At 52.6% G+C, this 21,772-nt stretch carries 15 protein-coding genes; 7 read left to right on the top strand and 8 right to left on the bottom strand.

Annotation, left to right across the window (positions count from 1 at the left end; all coding sequences use genetic code 11):
• Positions 1–85: 85 nt before the first annotated feature.
• Positions 86–748, top strand: coding sequence for a helix-turn-helix domain-containing protein (locus tag M2371_RS17120; RefSeq protein WP_259268262.1), 663 nt, complete (start codon positions 86–88; stop codon positions 746–748).
• A 291-nt stretch (positions 749–1,039) separates the two neighbouring features.
• Positions 1,040–2,317 carry a PTS ascorbate transporter subunit IIC gene (locus M2371_RS17125; RefSeq protein ID WP_259268263.1) on the top strand — a complete coding sequence of 426 codons (1,278 nt, stop codon included), beginning with the start codon at positions 1,040–1,042 and terminating at the stop codon, positions 2,315–2,317.
• A gap of 77 nt (positions 2,318–2,394) precedes the next feature.
• Here the strand turns inward: M2371_RS17125 and ahpF are convergent, their stop codons facing one another.
• Both ahpF and ahpC read right to left on the bottom strand, forming a co-directional pair.
• The gene (gene ahpF, locus M2371_RS17130; protein WP_259268264.1) at positions 2,395–3,954 is read right to left on the bottom strand and encodes an alkyl hydroperoxide reductase subunit F; all 1,560 of its coding nucleotides are present in this window, start codon (positions 3,952–3,954) and stop codon (positions 2,395–2,397) included.
• Between the two features lie 103 nt (positions 3,955–4,057).
• Positions 4,058–4,621, bottom strand: a complete 564-nt coding sequence (gene ahpC, locus M2371_RS17135) for an alkyl hydroperoxide reductase subunit C (protein WP_034493804.1) — start codon at positions 4,619–4,621, stop codon at positions 4,058–4,060.
• Positions 4,622–5,056: 435 nt separating this feature from the next.
• Between ahpC and opgB the strand changes: the two genes are divergently transcribed.
• Positions 5,057–7,345, top strand: a complete 2,289-nt coding sequence (opgB, locus tag M2371_RS17140) for a phosphatidylglycerol--membrane-oligosaccharide glycerophosphotransferase (protein WP_172895324.1) — start codon at positions 5,057–5,059, stop codon at positions 7,343–7,345.
• An 87-nt stretch (positions 7,346–7,432) separates the two neighbouring features.
• Here the strand turns inward: opgB and gdhA are convergent, their stop codons facing one another.
• The 3 genes from gdhA to M2371_RS17155 form a co-directional block, all read right to left on the bottom strand.
• Entirely contained in the window at positions 7,433–8,767 is a 1,335-nt protein-coding gene (gene gdhA, locus M2371_RS17145; RefSeq protein ID WP_172895323.1) for an NADP-specific glutamate dehydrogenase, read from the bottom strand.
• A 94-nt stretch (positions 8,768–8,861) separates the two neighbouring features.
• Positions 8,862–9,545: an enterobactin synthase subunit EntD gene (entD, locus tag M2371_RS17150; RefSeq protein ID WP_259268265.1), complete on the bottom strand. Its 684-nt coding sequence runs from the start codon at positions 9,543–9,545 to the stop codon at positions 8,862–8,864.
• A gap of 62 nt (positions 9,546–9,607) precedes the next feature.
• Complete coding sequence (locus tag M2371_RS17155; RefSeq protein ID WP_259268266.1) at positions 9,608–11,884, bottom strand: TonB-dependent siderophore receptor; 2,277 nt, start codon at positions 11,882–11,884, stop codon at positions 9,608–9,610.
• A 280-nt stretch (positions 11,885–12,164) separates the two neighbouring features.
• On the opposite strand from M2371_RS17155, the gene fes reads away from it, so the two are divergent.
• From fes to M2371_RS17170, 3 genes are read left to right on the top strand one after another with little or no spacing between them, the layout of a single operon-like run.
• A complete protein-coding gene (fes, locus tag M2371_RS17160) occupies positions 12,165–13,382 on the top strand; it encodes an enterochelin esterase (protein WP_259268267.1) in 1,218 nt (405 codons plus the stop codon).
• Between the two features lie 17 nt (positions 13,383–13,399).
• A complete protein-coding gene (locus M2371_RS17165; protein WP_115630361.1) occupies positions 13,400–13,621 on the top strand; it encodes an MbtH family NRPS accessory protein in 222 nt (73 codons plus the stop codon).
• A gap of 7 nt (positions 13,622–13,628) precedes the next feature.
• Positions 13,629–17,558 carry an enterobactin synthase subunit F gene (locus M2371_RS17170; protein WP_259268295.1) on the top strand — a complete coding sequence of 1,310 codons (3,930 nt, stop codon included), beginning with the start codon at positions 13,629–13,631 and terminating at the stop codon, positions 17,556–17,558.
• Positions 17,559–17,594: 36 nt separating this feature from the next.
• On the opposite strand, the gene fepC is transcribed toward M2371_RS17170, so the two are convergent.
• Genes fepC through fepD form a run of 3 tightly spaced genes read right to left on the bottom strand, consistent with a single transcriptional unit; the run spans position 17,595 to position 20,388 of the window.
• Entirely contained in the window at positions 17,595–18,395 is an 801-nt protein-coding gene (gene fepC / locus M2371_RS17175) for an iron-enterobactin ABC transporter ATP-binding protein (RefSeq protein ID WP_172895319.1), read from the bottom strand.
• On the bottom strand, positions 18,392–19,384 hold the full coding sequence (fepG, locus tag M2371_RS17180; protein ID WP_259268268.1) for an iron-enterobactin ABC transporter permease: 993 nt from the start codon (positions 19,382–19,384) through the stop codon (positions 18,392–18,394). Before fepG ends, fepC begins: the two co-directional genes overlap by 4 nt.
• Complete coding sequence (gene fepD / locus M2371_RS17185; protein ID WP_172895317.1) at positions 19,381–20,388, bottom strand: Fe(3+)-siderophore ABC transporter permease; 1,008 nt, start codon at positions 20,386–20,388, stop codon at positions 19,381–19,383. Before fepD ends, fepG begins: the two co-directional genes overlap by 4 nt.
• Positions 20,389–20,500: 112 nt before the next feature.
• Here fepD and entS point away from each other — a divergent pair, with 112 nt between their 5' ends.
• Entirely contained in the window at positions 20,501–21,757 is a 1,257-nt protein-coding gene (gene entS, locus M2371_RS17190) for an enterobactin transporter EntS (RefSeq protein ID WP_259268269.1), read from the top strand.
• The last annotated feature ends 15 nt before the right edge of the window (positions 21,758–21,772 follow it).

Consider the following 21,772-nt stretch of genomic DNA (forward strand, 5'->3'; position numbering starts at 1 on the left):
ATTCATTCAATAATACAGAAAGCGGCTTAGGCCGCTTTTTTTATCAGCTATTATATTGGAGATAAGAATTAAAAAAGGTTTATTCATGGATACGGTAAATAATCAAAACAGCGGGCACAGCTATCCTTCGTTCTATCCCCCTCGTCCACTCACTGAAATAGCCTTGCTGCGTCAGGCGCTTAACGCGGTGGGAACCGAGCAGGTTTTTTACCCTCGTGATGAGATTTACGCTATTCGGGAAGATGAAAAATCACTCTATTTATTTGCCGACGGGTATTTCAGCGCTATTCGTAGCGTTGACGGTTTGGTGCTTTCTTCGGGGCGGGGAGAGCTGATTTTTGGCATTGCGGAATGTATGAGACCGCGGGGTGGCTGTTTCTTAAAGGTTGAAGAAACCTGTACGGCGCGCGTTGTGCCAGCCGATCAGGCATTTGCCATTTTTACGCAACAACAGTTATGGGAACCGGTCGCGAGCATTCTTTCATGGTTTTTGCAGATTTACTCCCTGCGTGAAGAGCATTTGGTAGGTGTGTCGGCGTATGTCATGGTGCGCAATAAATTAATTGAACTTCAAACCCTGGCACCTGAGATGCGCTGCAATATTAATGTGGCGGACTTTATTCAGGAACGTACGCAGCTTGCCCGAAGCACCATCATGGCGATTCTGGGTGAACTACGCCGTGGGGATTATGTTGAGATAAAGCGCGGAAGGCTGTTAACGGTAAAATATTTGCCGAAAGAATATTAAAAAAATTATCACATCTCTTGCTACACCCTAAGCTGGCTCGTTGAGAGCTCAGTCGCAGTTCACGCTGACTTATTGGCCAGGAACAAGGTATTTTAACCACTGGTTAACAATAGCAAAATAAACCATTATCAATTGAATGGCACCTTATTTCTCTAAAATCAAAACAATGGTTCATTTGTGATCTGGTTATCGGATTGCCCATCATTTTGGGTGCTAATATCTTTATGTCTTCTATTGTAAGTCAAAATAGATTTAAAAAAATTAATATAAATAGCCTACGGGATAATAAGAATGGACATAATTTTAGGGTTGGTGAAAACACCGGCGGTTATTATCGCTATTGTTGCGTTTCTGGGTTTGTTATTTCAAAAGGCATCTATATCAAGATTAATTACTGGCACATTTCTGTCCTTTATCGGCTTCACTATGATAAAAGTCGGCGGCAGCATTTTAATGAAAGTGCTGACTGCTTTTAGTTCTCTGTTTTCAAAGGCATTTGATATTGTTGGGGTCGTGCCAAGTAACGAAGCTATCATGGCTGCAACCATTGATAAAATTGGTGCCACGGCTGCTTTAATTCTATTGTTTTCTATGATTCTGAATATCTTACTGGCAAGAATGACACGCTTTAAATATATTTACCTGTCATTGCATCTTGTCTTATTTATGGCTTTTGCTTTTACCGCTGTATTGATGCAGTTCGGTTTCAGTAATACTGAAATGATTATTATCGCTTCAATCCTTATTGGGACTTATATGGCGGTTTCCCCCTTCATACTCAGCAAGTTTAGCCGTGAGATAATTGGTTCAAATGAATACGCTATTTCTCATGCGGCGATTACTTCGTATGTTATTGGTTCATACATGGGGAAATGGTTTGGGAATAAAAAAACAGATACTGAACATTTAAATATCAGCAGTAAGTTCGATTTTATTCGCGAACCTAATATTGCCACATTGCTGACGATGCTGGTTCTGCTGCTCATCTCCTGTATTTTCGCTTCTCAACCGCAAATCAAAGATGCCATGACCCTGGTTTACGGTGCCGGGGCAGGGGATAAGAATGTTGTTATCTTTGTCCTTGAACAATCAGCTATTTTTGCCTGTGGCCTTTATCTGGCAAAAGCAGGGGTCAATCTTTTCACGGCAGAAATTGTTCCGGCATTTAAAGGCTTTGCCCGTGTATTCGCACCGGGTGCGGTACCAGCCGTTGATGTGATGGTGCTATTCACTAAAGCCCCTAACGCGACATTAATTGGTTTTTTAATCAGCTTTGCCGTTGAACTGGTCTGTATCATCATTTTCCCGTTCATTGGCTTGCCTATTATCGTACCAGGGATCATGGCCAGCTTTATTACCGGTGGCGCGGCAGCGATTTTTGGTAATGCTACAGGGGGCTTACGTGGTGCGGTTATTGCCAGCAGTATTAATGGCCTGCTGTTGTGTGTGCTTCCTGCACTTACGCTGCCTATTTTCTCCCAACTGGGTGCGAGCGGTGTCACGTTTGCCGACCCTGACTTTACGCTTCCGTCATTGATTCTGGATTATATTTTGCGCTTGTTTAATTAAAATGACTCCGGAGAAACGCGATGTTTCTCCGGATCTTTTGCGTTAACGTATGATGTTTATTGCCTTTCAGACCGCTTTTAAGAATTGCGAATCAGATAATCAAACGCGCTTAGAGAGGCTTTGGCACCTTCTCCGGTGGCGATAATAATCTGTTTGTACGGCACGGTGGTGCAGTCACCCGCGGCAAATACGCCTTTCACCGTGGTTTCGCATTTCGCATCAATGATGATTTCACCCATGCGGTTACGCTCAACGCTGCCTTCCAGCCAGTTTGTGTTTGGCAGCAGACCAATTTGCACGAAAATACCAGCCAGTTCAATATCATGCACTTTTTGAGTCACACGATCCTGATACTGCAATCCGGTCACTTTGCTGCCGTCGCCTTTCACTTCCAGCGTTTGGGCATTCAAAATAATATCGACGTTTTTCAGGCTGCGAAGTTTCTTCTGCAGGACCTGGTCGGCCTTCATTTCCGGGGCAAATTCCAGCAGAGTAACGTGTTCAACAAGACCCGCCAGGTCAATCGCCGCTTCCACGCCGGAGTTGCCGCCGCCAATCACCGCCACGCGTTTGCCTTTAAACAGCGGGCCGTCGCAGTGCGGGCAGTACGTCACGCCTTTAGTACGGTACTGTTCTTCGCCCGGCACATTCATGTTGCGCCATTTTGCACCCGTCGCAATGATGATGCTGCGCGCACTGAGCGTTGCGCCCGAGGCCGTTTGAATCTGGTGTAATCCGCCTTCGGTTTGCGACGGGATCAGTTTACTGGCGCTTTGCGTGTCGATAACGTCAACGTCGTAATCATCAACGTGCGCTTTCAGTGCGCCAGCCAGTTTCTGGCCTTCAGTTTTTGGCACTGAAATGTAGTTTTCAATATCAACGGTATCTAAAACCTGGCCGCCGAAACGCTCGCCCATCAGACCGGTGCGAATGCCTTTACGCGCGGAGTATACCGCCGCCGCCGCACCAGCCGGGCCACTGCCGACGATCAGCACATCGTAGGCCTCGCGTTTATTCAACGCTTCGGCTGCGCGTTTTTCAGCCCCGGTATCAATTTTGCTGACGATTTCAGCCAGCGTCATGCGCCCCTGGCCGAACTCTTTACCGTTCAGGAATACCGCGGGTACGCCCATGACATTGCGATCCGTAATCTCATTCTGGTAAACGCCGCCATCTATCGCCGTGTGGCTGATACGTGGGTTCAACACGCTCATCAGGTTCAACGCCTGCACCACGTCAGGGCAGTTGTGGCAGGAGAGCGAGTAATAGGTTTCAAAATGGAAATCGCCGTCGATTTCACGAATTTGCTCCAGCAAATCCTGCGACTCTTTCGACGGGTGTCCCCCGGTTTGCAGCAAAGCTAAAACCAGAGAAGTAAATTCGTGGCCGAGTGGGGAACCGGCAAAACGCGGGCCTTTATCGGAGCCTGGATTGGTAATCAAAAACGACGGTTTGCGCACCGGCAAATCGTTATTAATGGTGAACGTAATCTTGTCGGACAATCCCGCAATATCCGCCAACAGAGCGCCTAATTCAGAAGACTTGACGCTGTTATCAAGTGTTGCAATCAACTCAACAGGTTTGGTGAGCTTCTCAAGATAAGTTTTGAGTTGAGTTTTCATATTAATATCGAGCATGTGTGTCTCCCTGTTGTATTGGCGAGAAAAAGCAGGGTGGACAGGCTTGCGCGCTGCCCACCACTAAGTTGCTTATTGCAGGTGTTTATTGTCTTATTATTTTTTAGATCTTACCGACCAGATCTAAGGACGGAGACAGAGTCGCTTCGCCTTCTTTCCATTTAGCCGGGCAAACTTCACCTGGGTGAGAAGCCACATACTGAGCGGCTTTCACTTTGCGCAGCAGGTCAGATGCGTCACGGCCAATGCCTTCCGCAGTCACTTCGATAGCCTGAATGATGCCCTGTGGGTCAACAATAAAGGTGCCGCGGTCAGCCAGGCCCTGGTCTTCACGCATGATTTCGAAGTTACGAGTCAGTGCGCCAGTTGGGTCGCCGATCATCGCGTATTTGATTTTCGCGATAGTGTCAGAGCTGCTGTGCCATGCTTTGTGAGTGAAATGGGTGTCGGTGGAAACAGAGTAGATATCCACGCCCAGTTTCTGGAATTCTTCGTAGTGGTCAGCAACATCACCCAATTCAGTTGGGCATACAAAAGTAAAGTCAGCTGGATAGAAGAAGAAAACGCTCCAGCGACCTTCTACATCCTGCTCGGTAACTTCAACGAATTCACCGTTTTTAAAAGCGCTGTTTTTGAATGGTTTGATTTTTGTATTAATTAAAGACATCTGTACTTCCTCCGTTTTGCGATGGGAGAAAGGTACCGAATATAAGCATTTGGTTCTAATGGGTAGGCTGTATCGAATCAAAAGGTATAACCTAACAACCTGAGCGACAGGCAAAAAAAAACCACCCGTTGCCGGGTGGTCTATATTTGTTGCGCGTTACAATTCCACTTTAAAAAATCATAACAGCGGCGGGATTAAATCATTGATGCCGCGCATCGGTCAATCTGCCCAACCGTTGTATTAACGATGATTGTGATAGCTATTGGCTATTGATCATCGGCTCATCTCAGCAACAGAACGCGTACAATTCTGAAATGCAGCACACTTTCATGTCATGGAAATTGCAGGAACGTGACAACAACGTTAGATTTAGCCTTCAGAAATGACTGAGTACAGCTTTGCGCCAGTGAGCGCGTTTATTTCGAGGGTCAGGCGTTGTCGGAAATGCTTTCAATTGTGTTGTTTGTTGCAGCCATCGCCGTGTATGCCGCTAAAGCTGGACGCAATATCTGGTGGTTTAGCGTCATCCTTCTTATTTTGGGTCTTTATATTGTCCTGAACGTCACTTTTGTTGCCAGTAATTACTTTACCGGTGAAGGGATTAACGACGCGGTACTGTACACGCTGACCAGCAGCATGACCGGAGCCGGAATTGGTAAATACATCCTGCCGGGCGTGGGGGTATTTGTTGCGCTGGTGGCGGTTTTTGGCGCGTTGACCTGGGTTTTACGCCGCCGAAAAGGTTATCCGCATCATTTTGGCTACAGCTTGCTGGCGCTGGTTTTGGCGCTGGCCTCGGTGGATGCTTCACCGGCTTTTCGTCAGGTGACTGAGCTGGTGAAATCACAAACGCGTTCGGGTGATTCCGACTTCGCTGTGTATTATCAGGTTCCGCAGGGAGTGATTAAAAATCCAAAACTCAACCTGGTTTATATTTATGGCGAAAGTCTTGAACGCACCTATTTCGAACCTGAATTATTCCCTGATTTAGCACCGGAATTAACCGGACTTAAAAATGAAGGAATAGATTTCAGCCATACCGTGCAATTACCGGGCACCGATTACACGATTGCCGGGATGGTCGCTTCGCAATGCGGCATTCCATTATTTGCGCCATTCGAAGGGAATTCATCCGCTTCGTTATCGAGTTTCTTCCCGAAGAATATTTGCCTGGGCGATATCCTGAAAGCGTCTGGTTATGAAAACTATTTTATGCAGGGCGCAGATTTACGCTTTGCAGGCAAAGACGTCTTTTTACAATCTCACGGCTTTGACCACATGTACGGTGCGCAAGAGCTGAAAACCATGGTTGCTGACCCGCAGTACCGCAACAACTGGGGTTTTTATGACGATACGGTACTGGATGAAGTCTTTGAGAAATATGTGGAATTGTCGAAAGCGAATAAGCGTTTCTCGCTGTTTACGCTCACGGTTGATACTCATCACCCGGACGGTTTTATCTCAAAAACCTGTAAACGCCGCAGCTATAATTTTGACGGCAAAGAAAACCAGTCATTTAGCGCAGTGGCCTGTAGTCAGGAACACATTGCCGCCCTTATCGAAAAAATAAAGGCCTCACCTTATTTTAAAAATACCGTGATTGTGGTGAGTTCTGACCATCTGGCAATGAACAATACTGCATATAAATACCTCAATCAGCACGAGCGTAATAACCTGTTCTTTATTATCCGTGGTGATAAACCGCAGGCTGATTTGGTGCCCGTTAAACGCAGCACTCTGGATAACGGAGCGACGGTGCTGGATGTTCTGGGTGGTGATAATTACCTTGGGTTAGGGCGCAGCAGTTTATCCGGGCAGTCGATTGCATCAGTATTCCTTAACGTCAAAGAAAAAGTGATGGAGTGGAAACCGGACGTTATCGATCTGTGGAATTTCCCGAAAACCATTACTCAGTATGAAATTGACCAGAAGAAAAATACCTTCAGCTACTCTGGCGCACATTTCAAAATGCCATTGCTGCTGCGTATTCTGGATAAAAAAATCGAGCCGTTGCCTGAAAGCGAATATTCCGCGCCGCTGCGTTATCAACTTGCTGACTTTAAAGAAAACGATAAATTCATTTGGGTCGATCGCTGTTTTAAAATGGCGCGTCTGTGGGATTCAAAACTGGCACTTTCCACCGGGCTGTGCGTGGCTCAGGGGCAAATGGGCGGTCAACCCACGGTGCGTTTAATCGAACAGCAGCAGGAACAACATGCGGTTGAATTCGCCAGACAGGATATCGACAAAACACGCTTTAAAAAGAATGTCGCGTTACTCAAAGTGGATGAAAATGCCATTCGCTATCAGGCCGATAGCTTTATTTTCAACGTGCCGGGTGCGCCAGATAACGTCAAAGAATTTAGCGGGATTTCGCGCCCGGAAGAGTGGGGGCGCTGGTCAAATGCTAATCTGGCACCGGAAGTGAAAATTGAATACGCCGAACCGCTGCCAGAGAAATTTGACCTGGTCATTACGGCTAAAGCGTTCGGCCCGAATATTGGCCAGCCAGTGCCGGTGAAAGTCGGAAACCAGCAGCAGACGCTCACGCTTGGCGAAGAATTAAGTACCACTACCTTGCATTTTGATAACCCGGAGCGCAGTCATCTGCTGGAAATTATTCCGCCGCAGCCGAAGTTATCCAATGAAGGCAATATTCTTGGCCATGAACCGCGTAAGCTGGGGATTGGTATGGAAGATATTAAGGTCGTGCCCGCCACGTAGTTGTCGGATGACGCTGCGCTTATCCGACCTACGCAAAGAAACGTAGGGTGGATAAGCGCAGCGTCATCCACCATTTACATCAAATACTTACAGAACGCCCTGGCCTAACATGGCATCGGCCACTTTTACAAAGCCCGCAATATTCGCGCCGCGAACATAATGCGTTTGTTTCTCTTCGCCGCCGTAGTTCACGCAGGCTTCGTGAATATCAAGCATGATGTGGTGCAGGCGAATATCCACTTTCTCCGCTTTCCAGCCCAGGCGTGCCGCATTCTGCGCCATTTCCAGGCCTGATGTCGCCACACCACCGGCGTTGGCTGCTTTACCCGGTGCAAACAATACGCCCGCATCAAGGAACAGATTCGTCGCCTCAATAGTGGTTGGCATATTTGCGCCTTCAGCCACCGCTTTCACGCCGTTGGCGATAAGCGTGCGTGCCGCTTCGGTATCCAGCTCATTTTGCGTCGCACAAGGCAGCGCGATATCAACCGGAACGCTCCACGGTTGCTGGCCTTCGAGATATTTCAGACCAAATTCGCGGGCGTAATCGGCCACGCGTCCGTCGCGGCTGGATTTAATCTCTGTCAAACGCGCCAGTTTTTCGGTGGTAAAGCCCGCTTCATCGACGACGGTACCGTTGGAGTCAGACGCTGTTACGACCCGAGCGCCCAATGACAGCGCTTTTTCGATGGCGTATTGCGCAACGTTGCCGGAGCCGGAAACCGCCACGCGCATGCCTTCAAAGCCCAGCCCGTGGCGTTGCAGCATTGCATCGGTGAAATAAATCAGCCCGTAACCGGTGGCTTCCGGGCGAATCAGGCTGCCGCCGAATGACAAACCTTTGCCGGTAAACACGCAGGCAGTATTGTTGGAGAGCTTTTTCATCATCCCCGCCATAAAGCCCACTTCACGCCCGCCAACGCCGATATCGCCTGCCGGTACGTCAGTGTCTGGCCCAAGATGGCGATATAACTCCATCATCAGTGCCTGGCAAAAACGCATCACCTCGCCTTCGCTTTTGCCTTTCGGGTTAAAGTCGCTGCCGCCTTTACCGCCGCCCATTGGCAGCGTGGTCAGGGCATTTTTGAAGGTTTGCTCAAAGCCTAAGAATTTCAGAATCGAAAGGTTAACGGAGGGATGGAAACGCATTCCTCCTTTAAATGGGCCAATGGCTGAGCTGAACTGCACGCGCCAGGCGCGGTTTACCTGCACTTGATTCTTATCATCAACCCAGGTCACGCGGAACTGAATCACGCGTTCAGGTTCCACAAGGCGCTCTAAAAGTGCCGAATGGCGGTATTGCGGATTTTGCTCCAGGAACGGCCAGAGCGTGGTCATGACTTCGCGTACTGCCTGGGCAAATTCAGGTTGGTTTGGATCACGTTGTTGAACAGAGGAAAGGAATGACTCCAGAGTTTCCATAGATTTTAAAGTCCTTGTAATAATAGATGTTATATATGCGTTGTGTTCTTCGAATATAACATTCACTTATTACTGAACCGCAAGCGATTTCTTTTTATTGCCGCCCGAGCTGTATTAGCGTTATTAATTTCCCTGCGTCATCACTCCATATCACCATGAATGCATTGCCTTTTTTGTATGGCCCAAGTGAATGGTTGAGGATCAGGATTAATCGCGTGTCATCTATTTTACTTATTGATGCATAAGAGAAATCAAAGTAACGACCCACATGGCGGAACATGGCTTTGAATAAACTTTCTTTTGCGCAAAAGGCAATGGTTAACGCGTAATGGAAAGGGTAAGGGGATTGGCGCAACAGTTCTTTTTCTGCACAATCGATAATCCCACCATGAATTTCTTCAGCGATGTTTGGGGCAATAATTTCTTCATAGTCGATACCGATTCCCTCGCGCATATCCGCAGAATCAGCCACCACCGTCGCGAATGCCACATTGCCGCTGTGCGTAATGCTGCCGGTGAATCCGGGCGGCCAGCAGGGTTCACGGTGCAAGCCAATTCCCGGCACATAGTCATTTACGCCATGAAAACGTAGTGCTTCAGATGCTGCAATCCTTCCTGCCAGATGCTCGGCTTTGCGCTTAATAACGGCGTTGGATAAGCGAGGGTGATGCGGCAGCCATAACAGGTCGTCGGGCTGAAAGGTTGTGGCGTCAAAATCAACGCGGACGATTCGTTGCCCGGTATTGGGGAAGCTGAAATTTGTGAGCTGGGTTTTCATGAGATGTTTCTCCCTCACCCTAACCCTCTCCCTGAGGGAGAGGGGACTCTCAGGAGAGGTTATTAGAAGTGCGTGTTCAAACTGACGTAGTAAGTACGGCCAGACTCGTTATAGGTCGCGGCACCGGCGCCGTACATATAACCATTGTCACCACCCGTCGTCTGGGCATTGCCCGCACGCCAGTGGCGCTCGTCGAACAGGTTGTCGATACCCGCCGTCAGGCTCACATTCTTCGTCGCATCCCAGGTTCCGCTCATGCCAACGATGCTGTAAGGGCTAACTTCGTTAGTTTCTGGGCCCGTTGCTGGCTGGCCTTTGTAGTTGTATTTCTTCGGCTGTTGTTTGCCGTACCACGTAAAGGTGGATTGCACAGAAACGTCCTGGCGAATCTGCCAGCTCAGCGTTGAGTTGAGCGTGTATTCCGGGATAACAGAAAGACGCTCGCCAGTTTCTTTGTTCTTACTTTCCAGCATATAGGTGACGTTGTTCGTCCAGCTTACCGTGGTGGAAACCGGGACGTTTAACGTTCCTTCAAGCCCTTCTACCAGTGCTTTAGGGATGTTTTCCCACTGGTAAATATCGGTCTTGGTTTTGCCGGAAGAGGTCTGGCCGATAGGAGCATAGCCCGCTTCGATTTTGTCTTTGTAATCGTTACGGAACCAGGTCACACCTGCGAGCCAGCCGTCTTTTTTGAACTCAAGGCCAATCTCTTTGTTAACGCTGGTTTCAGCCTTAAGGTCTTCGTTACCCATCATGTAGCAGCCCACGCCAGTGCTGCTTGCGTAGCAACCCTGTCCCTTGCTGTACAGAATGTAGTTCGGGTTAGTTTGATACAGACTCGGCGCTTTATACGCCTGTGCGATACCCATTTTTAGCGTGAAATAATCACCTAAACCTTGCGACAGGTTGAGTGACGGACTCCAGTTGCTGCCAACAATGCTGTGGTGATCAAAACGCACGCCCGGCGTCAGCATGGTGCTGTCCGTCAGCTCCATATTATCTTCAGCAAACAGCGAGAAGATTTCAGCCTGGGAATACGGGCTACGACCGGTGCTGGATGAACCTGGAACCGGCCCGCCCATGAAGGTCTGGTTGTTTGAAGACAAATCTTTCATCTTCTGCTGGTTCCATTCGGTGCCCAGCGTCAGGTTCTGATTCACGATAAAATCAATCGGGATATTCACATCGCTGTGCAGCAGCACGTCGCTCAAATCGATATCGCTGAATTGATCGCTGGAGAAAATCCCTTCGGTGCCACCGGCCAGGCCTTCTTGCATACGCGAGTTGCGCGTGTGTTCGTACTGCACCCAGTTGCTGGTGGTCAGGCCGTTATCCCAACCGCCATTCCAGGTCAAAGAGTAGCTCTGGCGGTACAGACGGTTTGTCTCTTCGCCATAGTTATCTTTAACGATTTTGTTGGTGTTGGTGTTTTGGGTGTCGCCGGAATACAGGTTGCCCTGGCGGCTGTAGCCCGCTTCCAGTTCCAAAGATTGCATTGGCGCAAAGTCCCAACGCACCACGCCGTTGATGTCTTTGTTAATCACACCCTCGCGCCCGGCGGGCAGCGTATCGGCGTAAATACCAGTACGTTCAGACTGGTGACCCTGGTTGATGTCCCACGCGTCTGCCTGGGTTTTATCTAGGTTGCCGTACAGGCGGAAGCTGAAATCCCCGCCCAGCGGGCCATTCAGGCTAAAGTTGGTGCGCTTGGTTGAACCTTCGTCTTTGTGTTCCGGCGCATTCAGATAGGTGTTCCAGGAACCGTGCCATTCGTTGGTGCCTTTTTTGGTGATGATATTCACCACGCCGCCAGCCGCACCGTTGCCGTAACGTGCGGCGGCTGGGCCACGAATAACTTCAATACGCTCAACCATTTCTGGCGGAACCCAGCTTGCATCGCCGCGAGTATCACGCTCGCCACGCCAACCCAGACGCACAGAGTTACGGCTGGTCACGGGTTTTCCATCAATAAGAATCAGCGTGTTTTCCGGGCCCATCCCGCGAATATCAATCTGGCGACCGTTGCCGCGCTGGCCGCTGGTGGAGTTACCGGTCAGGTTAACGCCCGGCATGGTACGAACGATTTCGGAAATATCACGCGCCGGTGGGCGCTTTTTGAGTTCTTCTGCTGTGATGGTCGAAACGCCTGGTGCCTGCAAATTTTGCTCGGCAGCGGTAACAACCAAAGTGTCTTCATGAGTGAGCGAGTCGTCGTTGCTGGGTGCAGCGGCTTGCGCCGTTGCCGGTGCCGCTTGCTCTGCCGCGAAGGCAGGTTGGGCGACCCCGTAAATCCCCAGATTGATAAGCATCGCGAGGGAATAGTTAATTTTATTATTCATTATGGTGGCCTGCTTTTCCGCTTCGCCCGGTGTCATTCCATTCCCATAGGGAGCGGGCGCAGCATGGTTTTCACTTAGACATACCGGGATCTATCCAGCATTCGCCCTGAAATGAGGGAATCGTGCGTTCAAGTTCGGCAATTTATTGTTTTTGCACCCGGAAGCTGGTAGCTCAAAGCGCGGAAATACGCTATTGCAAATGAAAATAATTATCAATAGTATTATCAATATATTTCAGGTTTATTGAACGTTTGCATTGATTTCATAGGGTTGTGTTCAAGTGGCGAATTTACAGACAGGAAGTAAGAGCTGGTGGCAGGAAAAACAGGCGCAGGGGATCCCCGTCGTCGCCTGTGAAAATGATAGCCAGTGCACAGTGACTTTCTTTTGGCGCGACCCGGAAGGTTGCGAGCAAACGTCATCGGTAAAACGGGTGTGGATTTACATCACCGGCGTGACCGACCATCACCAAAAATCTCGCCCGCAAACCCTTGAACGCGTGCCTGGAACGGATGTCTGGCAGTGGCAAACTCGCCTGAGCAGCACATGGCGCGGCAGTTATTGTTTTATCCCGTCGGCCTGCGAAGAGGATTTCCCCGCGCAAGCGTTCGAAGGTATCGAACCGGCACGTATGGCACTGCGTGAAGGCTGGCGCAAACTGCTGCCGCGAGCCATTGCCGATCCGCTGAACCCTGAAAGTTGGCTGGGCGGGCGTGGGCATCCGATGTCCGCACTCCATCTTCCTCACGCGCCACCGCAGCCTGGTTGGGATAAGCCCAACACGGCGCATTGCGCAGTGCAATACATCACTTGGGACAGCCCGCGTCTGAAAAATCAGCGCAAAGTGTGGATTTTTGCGACCGGTGACGCACAACCCGAAGAGCGCCCGCTGGCGATTTTGCTCGACGGCCAATTCTGGGCAGAAAGCATGCCGGTGTGGCCTGCGCTTCAGGCACAAACGGACGCCGGAGTGCTGCCGCCTGCGGTTTACGTGCTGATTGATGTTATCGACAACAACACCCGCAGCAACGAACTGCCGTGCAATGCGCAGTTTTGGCAGGCGTTGCAGGAAGAATTATTACCGCATCTGCGCACCCTCACTCGCTGGAATGAAAACCCCGAAACCACCGTGGTGGCTGGGCAAAGTTTTGGCGGGCTTTCCTCGCTTTATGCGGCACTTCACTGGCCGGAACAATTTGGCTGCGTGTTGAGCCAATCCGGGTCGTACTGGTGGCCTAACCGAGGAAGCAACCCGCAGGGCGGGCAGTTAATTCAGCGACTCGAAGGCGGGCTGGTCTGTGACAAACCGCTACGAATCTATCTTGAGGCAGGGGTCAGAGAACCTCTTATCCATCAGGTTAATCAACGAATTTATCCCTTACTACAACAAACACAGCGAGCAGTTTTCTACCGTCAGGTTGACGGTGGGCACGATGCGCTTTGCTGGCGGGGCGGGCTGATCAACGGCTTAGCCTGGCTCTGGAAAGCGTCTCTTTGACAGGAGTGGAATGAAGTATGGAATTCAGTAACCCCTTCGACTCGCCGCAGAGTCGTTTTTTCATCCTTGAAAATGCCGCGAGCCAGTTCAGCTTATGGCCCGAACATTGTGCCTTGCCCGATGGCTGGCAGGTGGTTTGTGAACCGGCATCAAATGAAGAATGCAATCAGTGGCTGCTCGCTAACTGGACCCAATTACAACCGGCAAACTTTGCGAAAGCAGAGGTGAAAGGTGAGTGAATTAATCATGGCGCCGATACTCGCACCCGTCGAAACCCTGCCGCTGGTGGCGGCGCAACCCGGCATCTGGATGGCCGATCAGCTTTCGCCCCAGGCCAACGCGTGGAGCGTTGCGCACTATATTGAATTAAACTGCGGGGGCGAACTTAACGGTGAGCTTAATGAAGCGCTGCTGTGCAAGGCGATAGTGGCGGGCATGAGCGAGGCGGATACGCTGAAAATGCGTTTTAGTGAAGTGGATGGCGAGGCGCGTCAGTGGGTCGATCCTGATGCAACATTTACAGCCCCGCTTTGCCGTGATTTACGCGGCGTCGCTGAACCCGAAACGGCTGCTCTTGCGTTGATGCGTGAGGATCTGGAGCAGGATTTGCGTATCAGCAGCGCAAAACCGCTTTATCATCATCAGCTCCTGCGTATCGGCGAAACGCGCTGGTTCTGGTATCAACGTTTTCACCATTTGGTGGTTGATGGCTTCAGTTTCACCGCAATTACCCGCCGTATTGCCAATATTTACAGTGCGTATTGTCAAAATCAAAATCCTGAACCCAGCCCATTTACCCCGTTTAGTGATGTTGTTGCAGAATACGAGCATTACCGCAAAACAGACGCCAGGCTTCGTGATGCGTCGTTTTGGGCTGATAAAACTCGCCAGCTACCGCCTCCTGCCACGCTTTCGGCAAAACCGCTGACGGATTTGGGCTCCTCCACCCAACTGATTCGCCAGTCGCTGAATTTTGAGAGCGCAGATTTCCACCTGCTGATGGATAACGCCCGCCAGAAAAACCTGACGGCCGCCGATATGGCATTAGGGCTGGTGGCGCTGTGGCTCGGGCGTTTAAGCGGGAGGGCTGATTACTCCGCGGGCTTTATCTTTATGCGCCGCATGGGGTCTGCTGCGCTGTGTGCAACCGGGCCAGTGCTGAATGTGTTGCCGTTTGGTGTGCGCATCGAACCCGATTTTACCCTGCCGGAATTCGCCTTAAACCTTGCAAAAGAACTCAAAAGCCTGCGCCGTTACCAGCGCTACGATGCTGAACAAATCCTGCGCGACTCAGGGACAGTCACCAGCGGTGAGCCGTTGTATGGCCCGGTGCTGAACCTGAAAATGTTCGATTACCGCCTTGATTTCAACGGCATCGAAGGCATTACGCATCAATTGGCTTCCGGCCCGGTGCGCGATTTAGAAATTGCGCTGTATATCAGCGAACAGGGTGAGTTCTCCCTCGAACTACTGGCAAATGCGCAGCGCTACGATGCCGCCACGTTGCAACAGCACATCGCCCGCTTGCCGCTTCTTTTACGCCAGTTTGCGGCCAGTCCCGCATTACGTTGTGTGGATGCGCAATTGCTGCACCCTTGCGAAATCGAACGGCTGGAAGGCATTAACGCGACGCAAACTCCGGTTCCCGTCACGACGTTAAGCCAGTTAATTGCCGAGCAGGCCGCCAGAACTCCCCATGCGCCCGCGCTGGCTGACGAAAACACTCAGTTCGACTATCGCCAGATGCGCGAACAGGTGCTGGCGCTGGCCGCAGAACTCATTTCACGCGGCGTGAAACCGGGGGATGTCGTGGCTGTCGCGCTGCCGCGCTCGGTGTTTTTATCGCTCGCATTGCAGGCGATTGTTGAAGTCGGGGCAGCCTGGCTGCCGCTCGATACCGGTTATCCCGACGATCGTTTGCAGATGATGCTTGAAGATGCCGCCCCGCGTTTACTGCTGACTTCTGACTCTCAGTTACCCCGGTTTAGTGCCGTAAATGGCCTGAAAACCTTCTGCTATCAAAGTATTATGGATACGGCTAATGTGCCGGAAACCCAAAATCTCTCACGCCCGGAACACACCGCGTATGTAATCTTCACCTCCGGTTCGACCGGGCGACCAAAAGGGGTAATGGTCGGGCAGCAGGCTATCGTTAACCGTCTTTTGTGGATGCAAAATCACTATCCGCTCAACGGCGAGGACGTGGTTTTACAGAAAACGCCGTGCAGTTTTGACGTCTCCGTGTGGGAGTTTTTCTGGCCGTATATCGTTGGCGCACAACTGGTGATGGCTCCGCCAGAAGCGCATCGTGACCCGGAAGCGTTACAGCAGATTTTTGCCCGTTATAGCGTGACTACCACGCACTTTGTTCCGTCAATGTTAGCGGCGTTTGTCGCGGCATTAACCGATGATGACGCGAGAGCAAAATGCGCCACTCTGCGCCGGGTGTTTTGTAGCGGGGAAGCGCTACCGACCGAACTTTGCCGCCAGTGGGAACAACTCACTCACGCACCATTACATAATCTCTATGGCCCAACCGAAGCCGCCGTTGATGTCAGCTGGTATCCGGCGTCTGGCGAAGAGCTGGCGCGGGTTTCAGGCAGCAGCGTGCCGATTGGCTGGCCGGTATGGAATACCGGATTACGCATTCTGGACTCAGCGATGCGCCCCGTTCCGCCGGGGATCGCAGGCGATCTGTATCTCACCGGAATTCAGTTGGCGCAGGGTTATTTATCGCGCCCGGATCTCACCGCCAGCCGCTTTGTGGCCGATCCTTTTGATGCAGGTGAACGCATGTATCGCACAGGCGATGTCGCGCGTTGGCTGGATGACGGGGCTGTGGAATATCTCGGGCGCAGTGACGATCAGCTCAAAATTCGCGGCCAGCGTATCGAACTGGGTGATATCGACCTGGCGATGCTGGCGCTGCCGGGCGTTGCTCAGGCGGTGACGCACGCCTGCGTGTTGAATAAAGATGCCGTCAGCGGCGGCGATGCCCGTCAACTGGTGGGGTATCTGGTGTCAGCCTCCAGCGAGGTTTTGGCTCTCGATACCCTGCGCGAACGACTGGCTGCCGTGCTGCCTGCACACATGGTTCCGGTGGCGTTAATTCAGCTGGATGATTTCCCCCTCAGCGCGAATGGTAAGCTGGACAGAAAAGCGCTGCCTTTACCCGAACTGGCGCAACGCGGCAGCGGGCGTGCTCCCGAATCGAGCCTGGAAATCACCATCGCCGACGCATTTTCACAGCTTTTAAACTGCGAAATTTCCACAGTCAATGATGACTTCTTTGCGCTCGGCGGGCACTCGCTACTGGCGATGCGCCTGGCGGCACAGTTACGCGAAAAACTCGCAAGGCCAGTCACGGTCGGGCAGGTGATGGTGGCGTCAACCGTCGGCCAGCTTGCGGAAATACTGGCCCAGCAACAGAGTGAAGAAGAAGCCAGCCGCGCGGGTTTTGATACGGTGCTGCCGTTGCGTAAAGGCAGTGGGCCAACGCTCTATTGTTTCCATCCGGCGTCGGGCTTTGCCTGGCAATTTAGCGTATTGCAGCGTTATCTCGACCCGCGTTGGTCGATTACGGGCATTCAATCTCCGCGCCCGAATGGCCCGATGCAGCAAGCCGAAAACCTGGCGCAGGTTTGCGAAACGCACTTGCAAACCCTGCGCGAGCTTCAGCCCCATGGCCCGTATTATCTGATGGGCTATTCGCTCGGCGGCACGCTGGCGCAAGGCATTGCGGCACGTCTTGAAGCGGCAGGGGAAGAAGTCGCGTTCCTCGGCCTGCTGGATACCTGGCCACCAGAAACGCAAAACTGGACGGAGAAGGCGGCAAACGAACTCGATCCAGCGGTGCTGGATGAAATCAACCGCGAACGTGAGGCTTTTGTCGCCGCACAACGTGGACAAACGTCAGATGCTTTATTCCAGGCTATTGAAGGGAATTACGCCGATGCGGTGCGACTGCTGACGACCGCAAACAGTGTGCCGTTTGGCGGGAAAGCTACGTTGTTTGTTGCAGAGAGAACGTTACCCGAAGGAATGGACCCGCAAAAAACCTGGGCACCGTGGATTGCCGAGCTTGATGTCTTCCGCCTCGACTGCGCCCACGTCGACATTATTTCCCCAAAATCTTTTGAGGAAATAGGGCCGGTATTGCAGCGAGTGTTGGTGTAAGCGCCGGATGACGCCGACCTACTATGAAAGGGATTTTCAGCCACGCCCGAGCGGCACGACCAGCGGTGTATGCGCTACCGGATCTTCGATAATCATGCAGCGCAGGCCGTAAATTGCTTCGATAAGCTCGGGCGTGACAATCTCTGTCGGCGCGCCTTCAGCGATAATTTTGCCATCTCGCAGCGCGATTAAGTGAGTCGCGTAGCGGCAGGCCTGGTTCAAATCATGCAGCACCGCGGCAAGGGTAAAACCTTGCTTTTGGTTCAGGTCGCGCAGCAATTCCAGCAAATCAATTTGATGGCTGATATCAAGCCAGGTGGTAGGTTCATCCAGCAACAGAATGGACGTTTCCTGCGCCAGCACCATCGCAATCCAGGCACGCTGGCGCTGGCCGCCGGAAAGCGTATCAACGGGTTGGTCAGCCAAATCCTCAATATTCGTCGCTTTTAACGCCCGTTCCACCGCCAGTCTGTCTTCTTCGCGCCAGCGAGAAAACATCGGCTGATGTGGATATCGCCCACGCGCCACCAGTTCTGCGACGCTGATATCTCCCGGGGCGCTGGAGTTTTGCGCCAGTAAACCCACGCGACGCGCCACTTCTTTGGTCGCAAAGCGATGGATTTCATTGCCATCGAGCCACACCTGGCCGTGCATTGGTTTCATCAGGCGGCTAAGGGTGCGCAGCAGCGTGGATTTCCCGCAGCCGTTGGGGCCGATAATGGCGGTGAATTTCCCGTCAGGAATGGCAACGGTCAGGCCGTCGGCGACCACATGATTGCCATATCCCAATGTGAGCTGTTCGCCATGCAGGCGCGGTGGAGCGGAAATCTGGCTCATTTTTTACGGGACTCCTGAATCAACAACGCAATTAAATAGATACCGCCGAGGCTTACCGTAACCACGCCAACCGGCAGCTGATAAGGCATGAAAAGATGTTGAGCGCATAAATCGGCCGCCAGTAATAACGCCGAACCACAGAGTGCTGATTGCAGTAAACCCCAACGCGAAGTGCCACTCAGGCGGCGCGCAATGTGCGGGGCGACCAGGGCGACAAACGAAATCGGCCCGGCAAGTGCGGTGGCGGCGGCAGTCAGAATCACGCCGGTTAACATCAGCATCAGGCGCGAACGCTCAACTGAAACGCCAAGCGCACAGGCGCTGTCATCGCCCATTTCCAACAAGCGCATCCGCCGGACCAACAATCCACCGGCAATCAACGCCAACAGCATTAATGGTACAGCCGGGAAGATTTTCCCCCAGGTTAACCCATTGAGCGAACCGGCATTCCACAGCCCGGCGGAAATCGCCGTTTCAAGCGAGGCGTGCAGCAATAACCAGGTATTAAACGCGACCAGCATCGCCCGCACGCCGATGCCAATAATGATCAGGCGGAAAGTTTCGATGCCGTTTCGCCACGCGAGCAGCCAGACCACCAGCGCGGTCACCACGCCGCCGATCATCGCCGAGGTAGCAATGGCGGTTTGATGCTGGCCGAATAGCACCATGGCCACCAGCACGCCACTCCAGGCACCGGTGTTAAAGCCCATCACATCCGGGCTGCCGAGCGGGTTGCGCATCAGCGACTGGAAAATAGCACCGCTCACGCCTAATGCCGCGCCAATGAGTAGCGCCATCACTACGCGGGGCAAGCGCCATTCGACAACGACGAGTGAAACATTTCGCGGTGCAGAACCGGCCAGAGCGTCAATCACCTGGCCTACTGAAAGCGGTAAAACGCCGCTTCCCAGGCTCCACACGCCTAATGCGCAACTGAACAGCAATAGCGCCAGGCTGACGAACAGTAAGCGAGGAGAGAGACGGGTCATGCATTCGCTCCCTTGCGTTGGCGGCGCACCAGATAAATCAGCATCGGCGCGCCAATAAACGCGCTAACCACCGACACCCGCAGTTCACCCGGCACCAGCAGGCGGCCAACAATATCGGCGAACAGCAATAGTGCAGGCGTGGCAATCAGGGTGACGGGGAGCGACCAGCGGTGATCGGCCCCCACCAGCCAGCGCGAAAGATGCGGCATCATCAGGCCGATAAACGCAATCGGGCCAACGGCTGCCGTCGCGCTGCCGCACAATAACGTGATGGCGATTAAACCGAGCAATTGAGTGCGTGCAACTTTGCTACCCAGCGCGGTGGCGGTGTCGGTTCCCATGCTCAGGCTGTTGAGTGAACGGCTTATAAACAGGGCAATGGCGCAGCCTGCCAGTACCGGCAACACGATTATTTTCAGCGTGTCGAGGGTGCGAATATCCAGCGTTCCGGCCTGCCAGAAACGTAACTGGTCGTAAACCACCGGGTTAAGCAGTGCGATGCCGTTGCTCAGGCCTTCCAGCACGGCGGCAAGCGCAACGCCCGCCAGCGTTAAACGCACCGGGCTGAGTTGCCCGCCGCCCTGGCTGCCGGTAAATGCCACCACCAATGCGGCGCACAGCGCACCAGCAAAGGCCATGCCGAGCAGGGCAATCGGTGAAGAAAAACTCCAGACCGCCGCACCTAATACAATGGCAAAACTGGCCCCGGCATTGACGCCAAGCAGGCCGGGGTCGGCTAGGGGATTACGAGTCAGAGTTTGCATCAGCGCCCCGGCAAGGCCGAGTGCGCCACCGGCGAGAATGCCTGCCAGCGTACGCGGAAGGCGAGCGTCGAGCACGATAGTGCAATCAGCACTTCGGCATTGACCGCTGAATGCATCGATAACGACCTCAACGGGCAGTGATTTTGCCCCAATAAGCAGACTCATCACCGCCATTAAGAGCAACAGCAAAAACAGAATCAGCAGCGTCACAACGCGTGTTGATGGCCGTGGAAATAACATAAATCCCTTTCATGAAAATTAATGATAGTTATTATCATTATCACTCTTATTTGTTTATGTTAGCATGAGCCGCCTCGCACCCGGAAAGAAAAATTCGCTTTAAGGCCCTGTAATGAACCGCAATTCTTTGCTGCTAAATCTCAGTTTGCTCAAGACTCATCCCGCTTTTCGCGCCGTCTTCCTTGCTCGCTTTATTTCCATCGTCTCGCTGGGGTTACTCGGTGTTGCCGTTCCGGTACAAATCCAGACGCTGACCGGCTCCTCGCTGCAAGTCGGCCTCGCGGTGACGCTCACCGGCAGTGCGATGTTTATCGGCCTGATGATGGGCGGGGTGCTGGCTGACCGTCATGAACGCCGCCGTCTGATTTTGCTCGCCCGCTCCACGTGTGGCGTCGGTTTTATTGGCCTGACGATTAACGCCGCGTTGCCGGAACCTTCGCTGGCGGCGATTTACTTGCTTGGCGTGTGGGATGGATTCTTTGGCGCACTGGGCGTGACGGCACTTCTGGCGGCGACTCCCGCGCTGGTTGGGCGTGAAAATTTAATGCAGGCGAGCGCGATAACCATGCTCACCGTGCGCCTGGGTTCAGTGATTTCACCCATGATTGGCGGGCTGCTGCTGGCGTCAGGCGGTGTGGTATGGAACTACGCGCTGGCTTCCGTCGGCACGTTTATCACGTTATTGCCGCTGCTGAGTTTGCCGAAACTGGCACCGCCGCCGCAGGCGCGTGAAAATCCGCTGCTCTCGTTGTGGAATGGGCTGCGTTTCCTGGTCGGCCATCCGGTAATCGGCGGCATTGCGTTAGTCGGTGCGCTGCTGACGATGGCGAGTGCGGTGCGCGTGTTGTATCCGGCACTCGCCGGGCACTGGAATATGAGTGCGGCGCAAATCGGCCTGATGTACGCCGCCGTTCCGCTCGGTGCGGCAATCGGCGCGTTGACCAGTGGGCGTATCGCGCATCACGTTCGCCCGGGCATGATTATGCTGGGGACGGGAATTGTGTCGTTTATCTCCATTGGCGTCTTTAGCCTGATGCCGGTTTGGGGGCTTGGGCTGGCGTGCCTCGCGCTGTTTGGCTATCTCAGCGCCATCAGCTCTTTGCTGCAGTACACCTTAATTCAGACGCTGACGCCGGACGGGATGTTAGGGCGAATCAACGGTTTATGGACGGCGCAGAACGTGACGGGCGATGCGATAGGGGCCGCAATTTTAGGCGGGATGACGGTGGCGTTAACGCCAGTCGCAGCAGCGAGTTACGGCGGTTTAGCATTGACGTTGTGCGGCGTGGTATTGGCGGTTGTGTTGGTGCAGTTGCGCGGTTATTTGCAAGCCGCCCCGGAGCAAACCGAAGCGGCAGACATCAAATAGACCCGTAGGTCGGAT

It is taken from the genome of Buttiauxella sp. BIGb0471, assembly GCF_024807715.1.
Taxonomy (GTDB): Bacteria; Pseudomonadota; Gammaproteobacteria; order Enterobacterales; family Enterobacteriaceae; genus Buttiauxella; species Buttiauxella agrestis.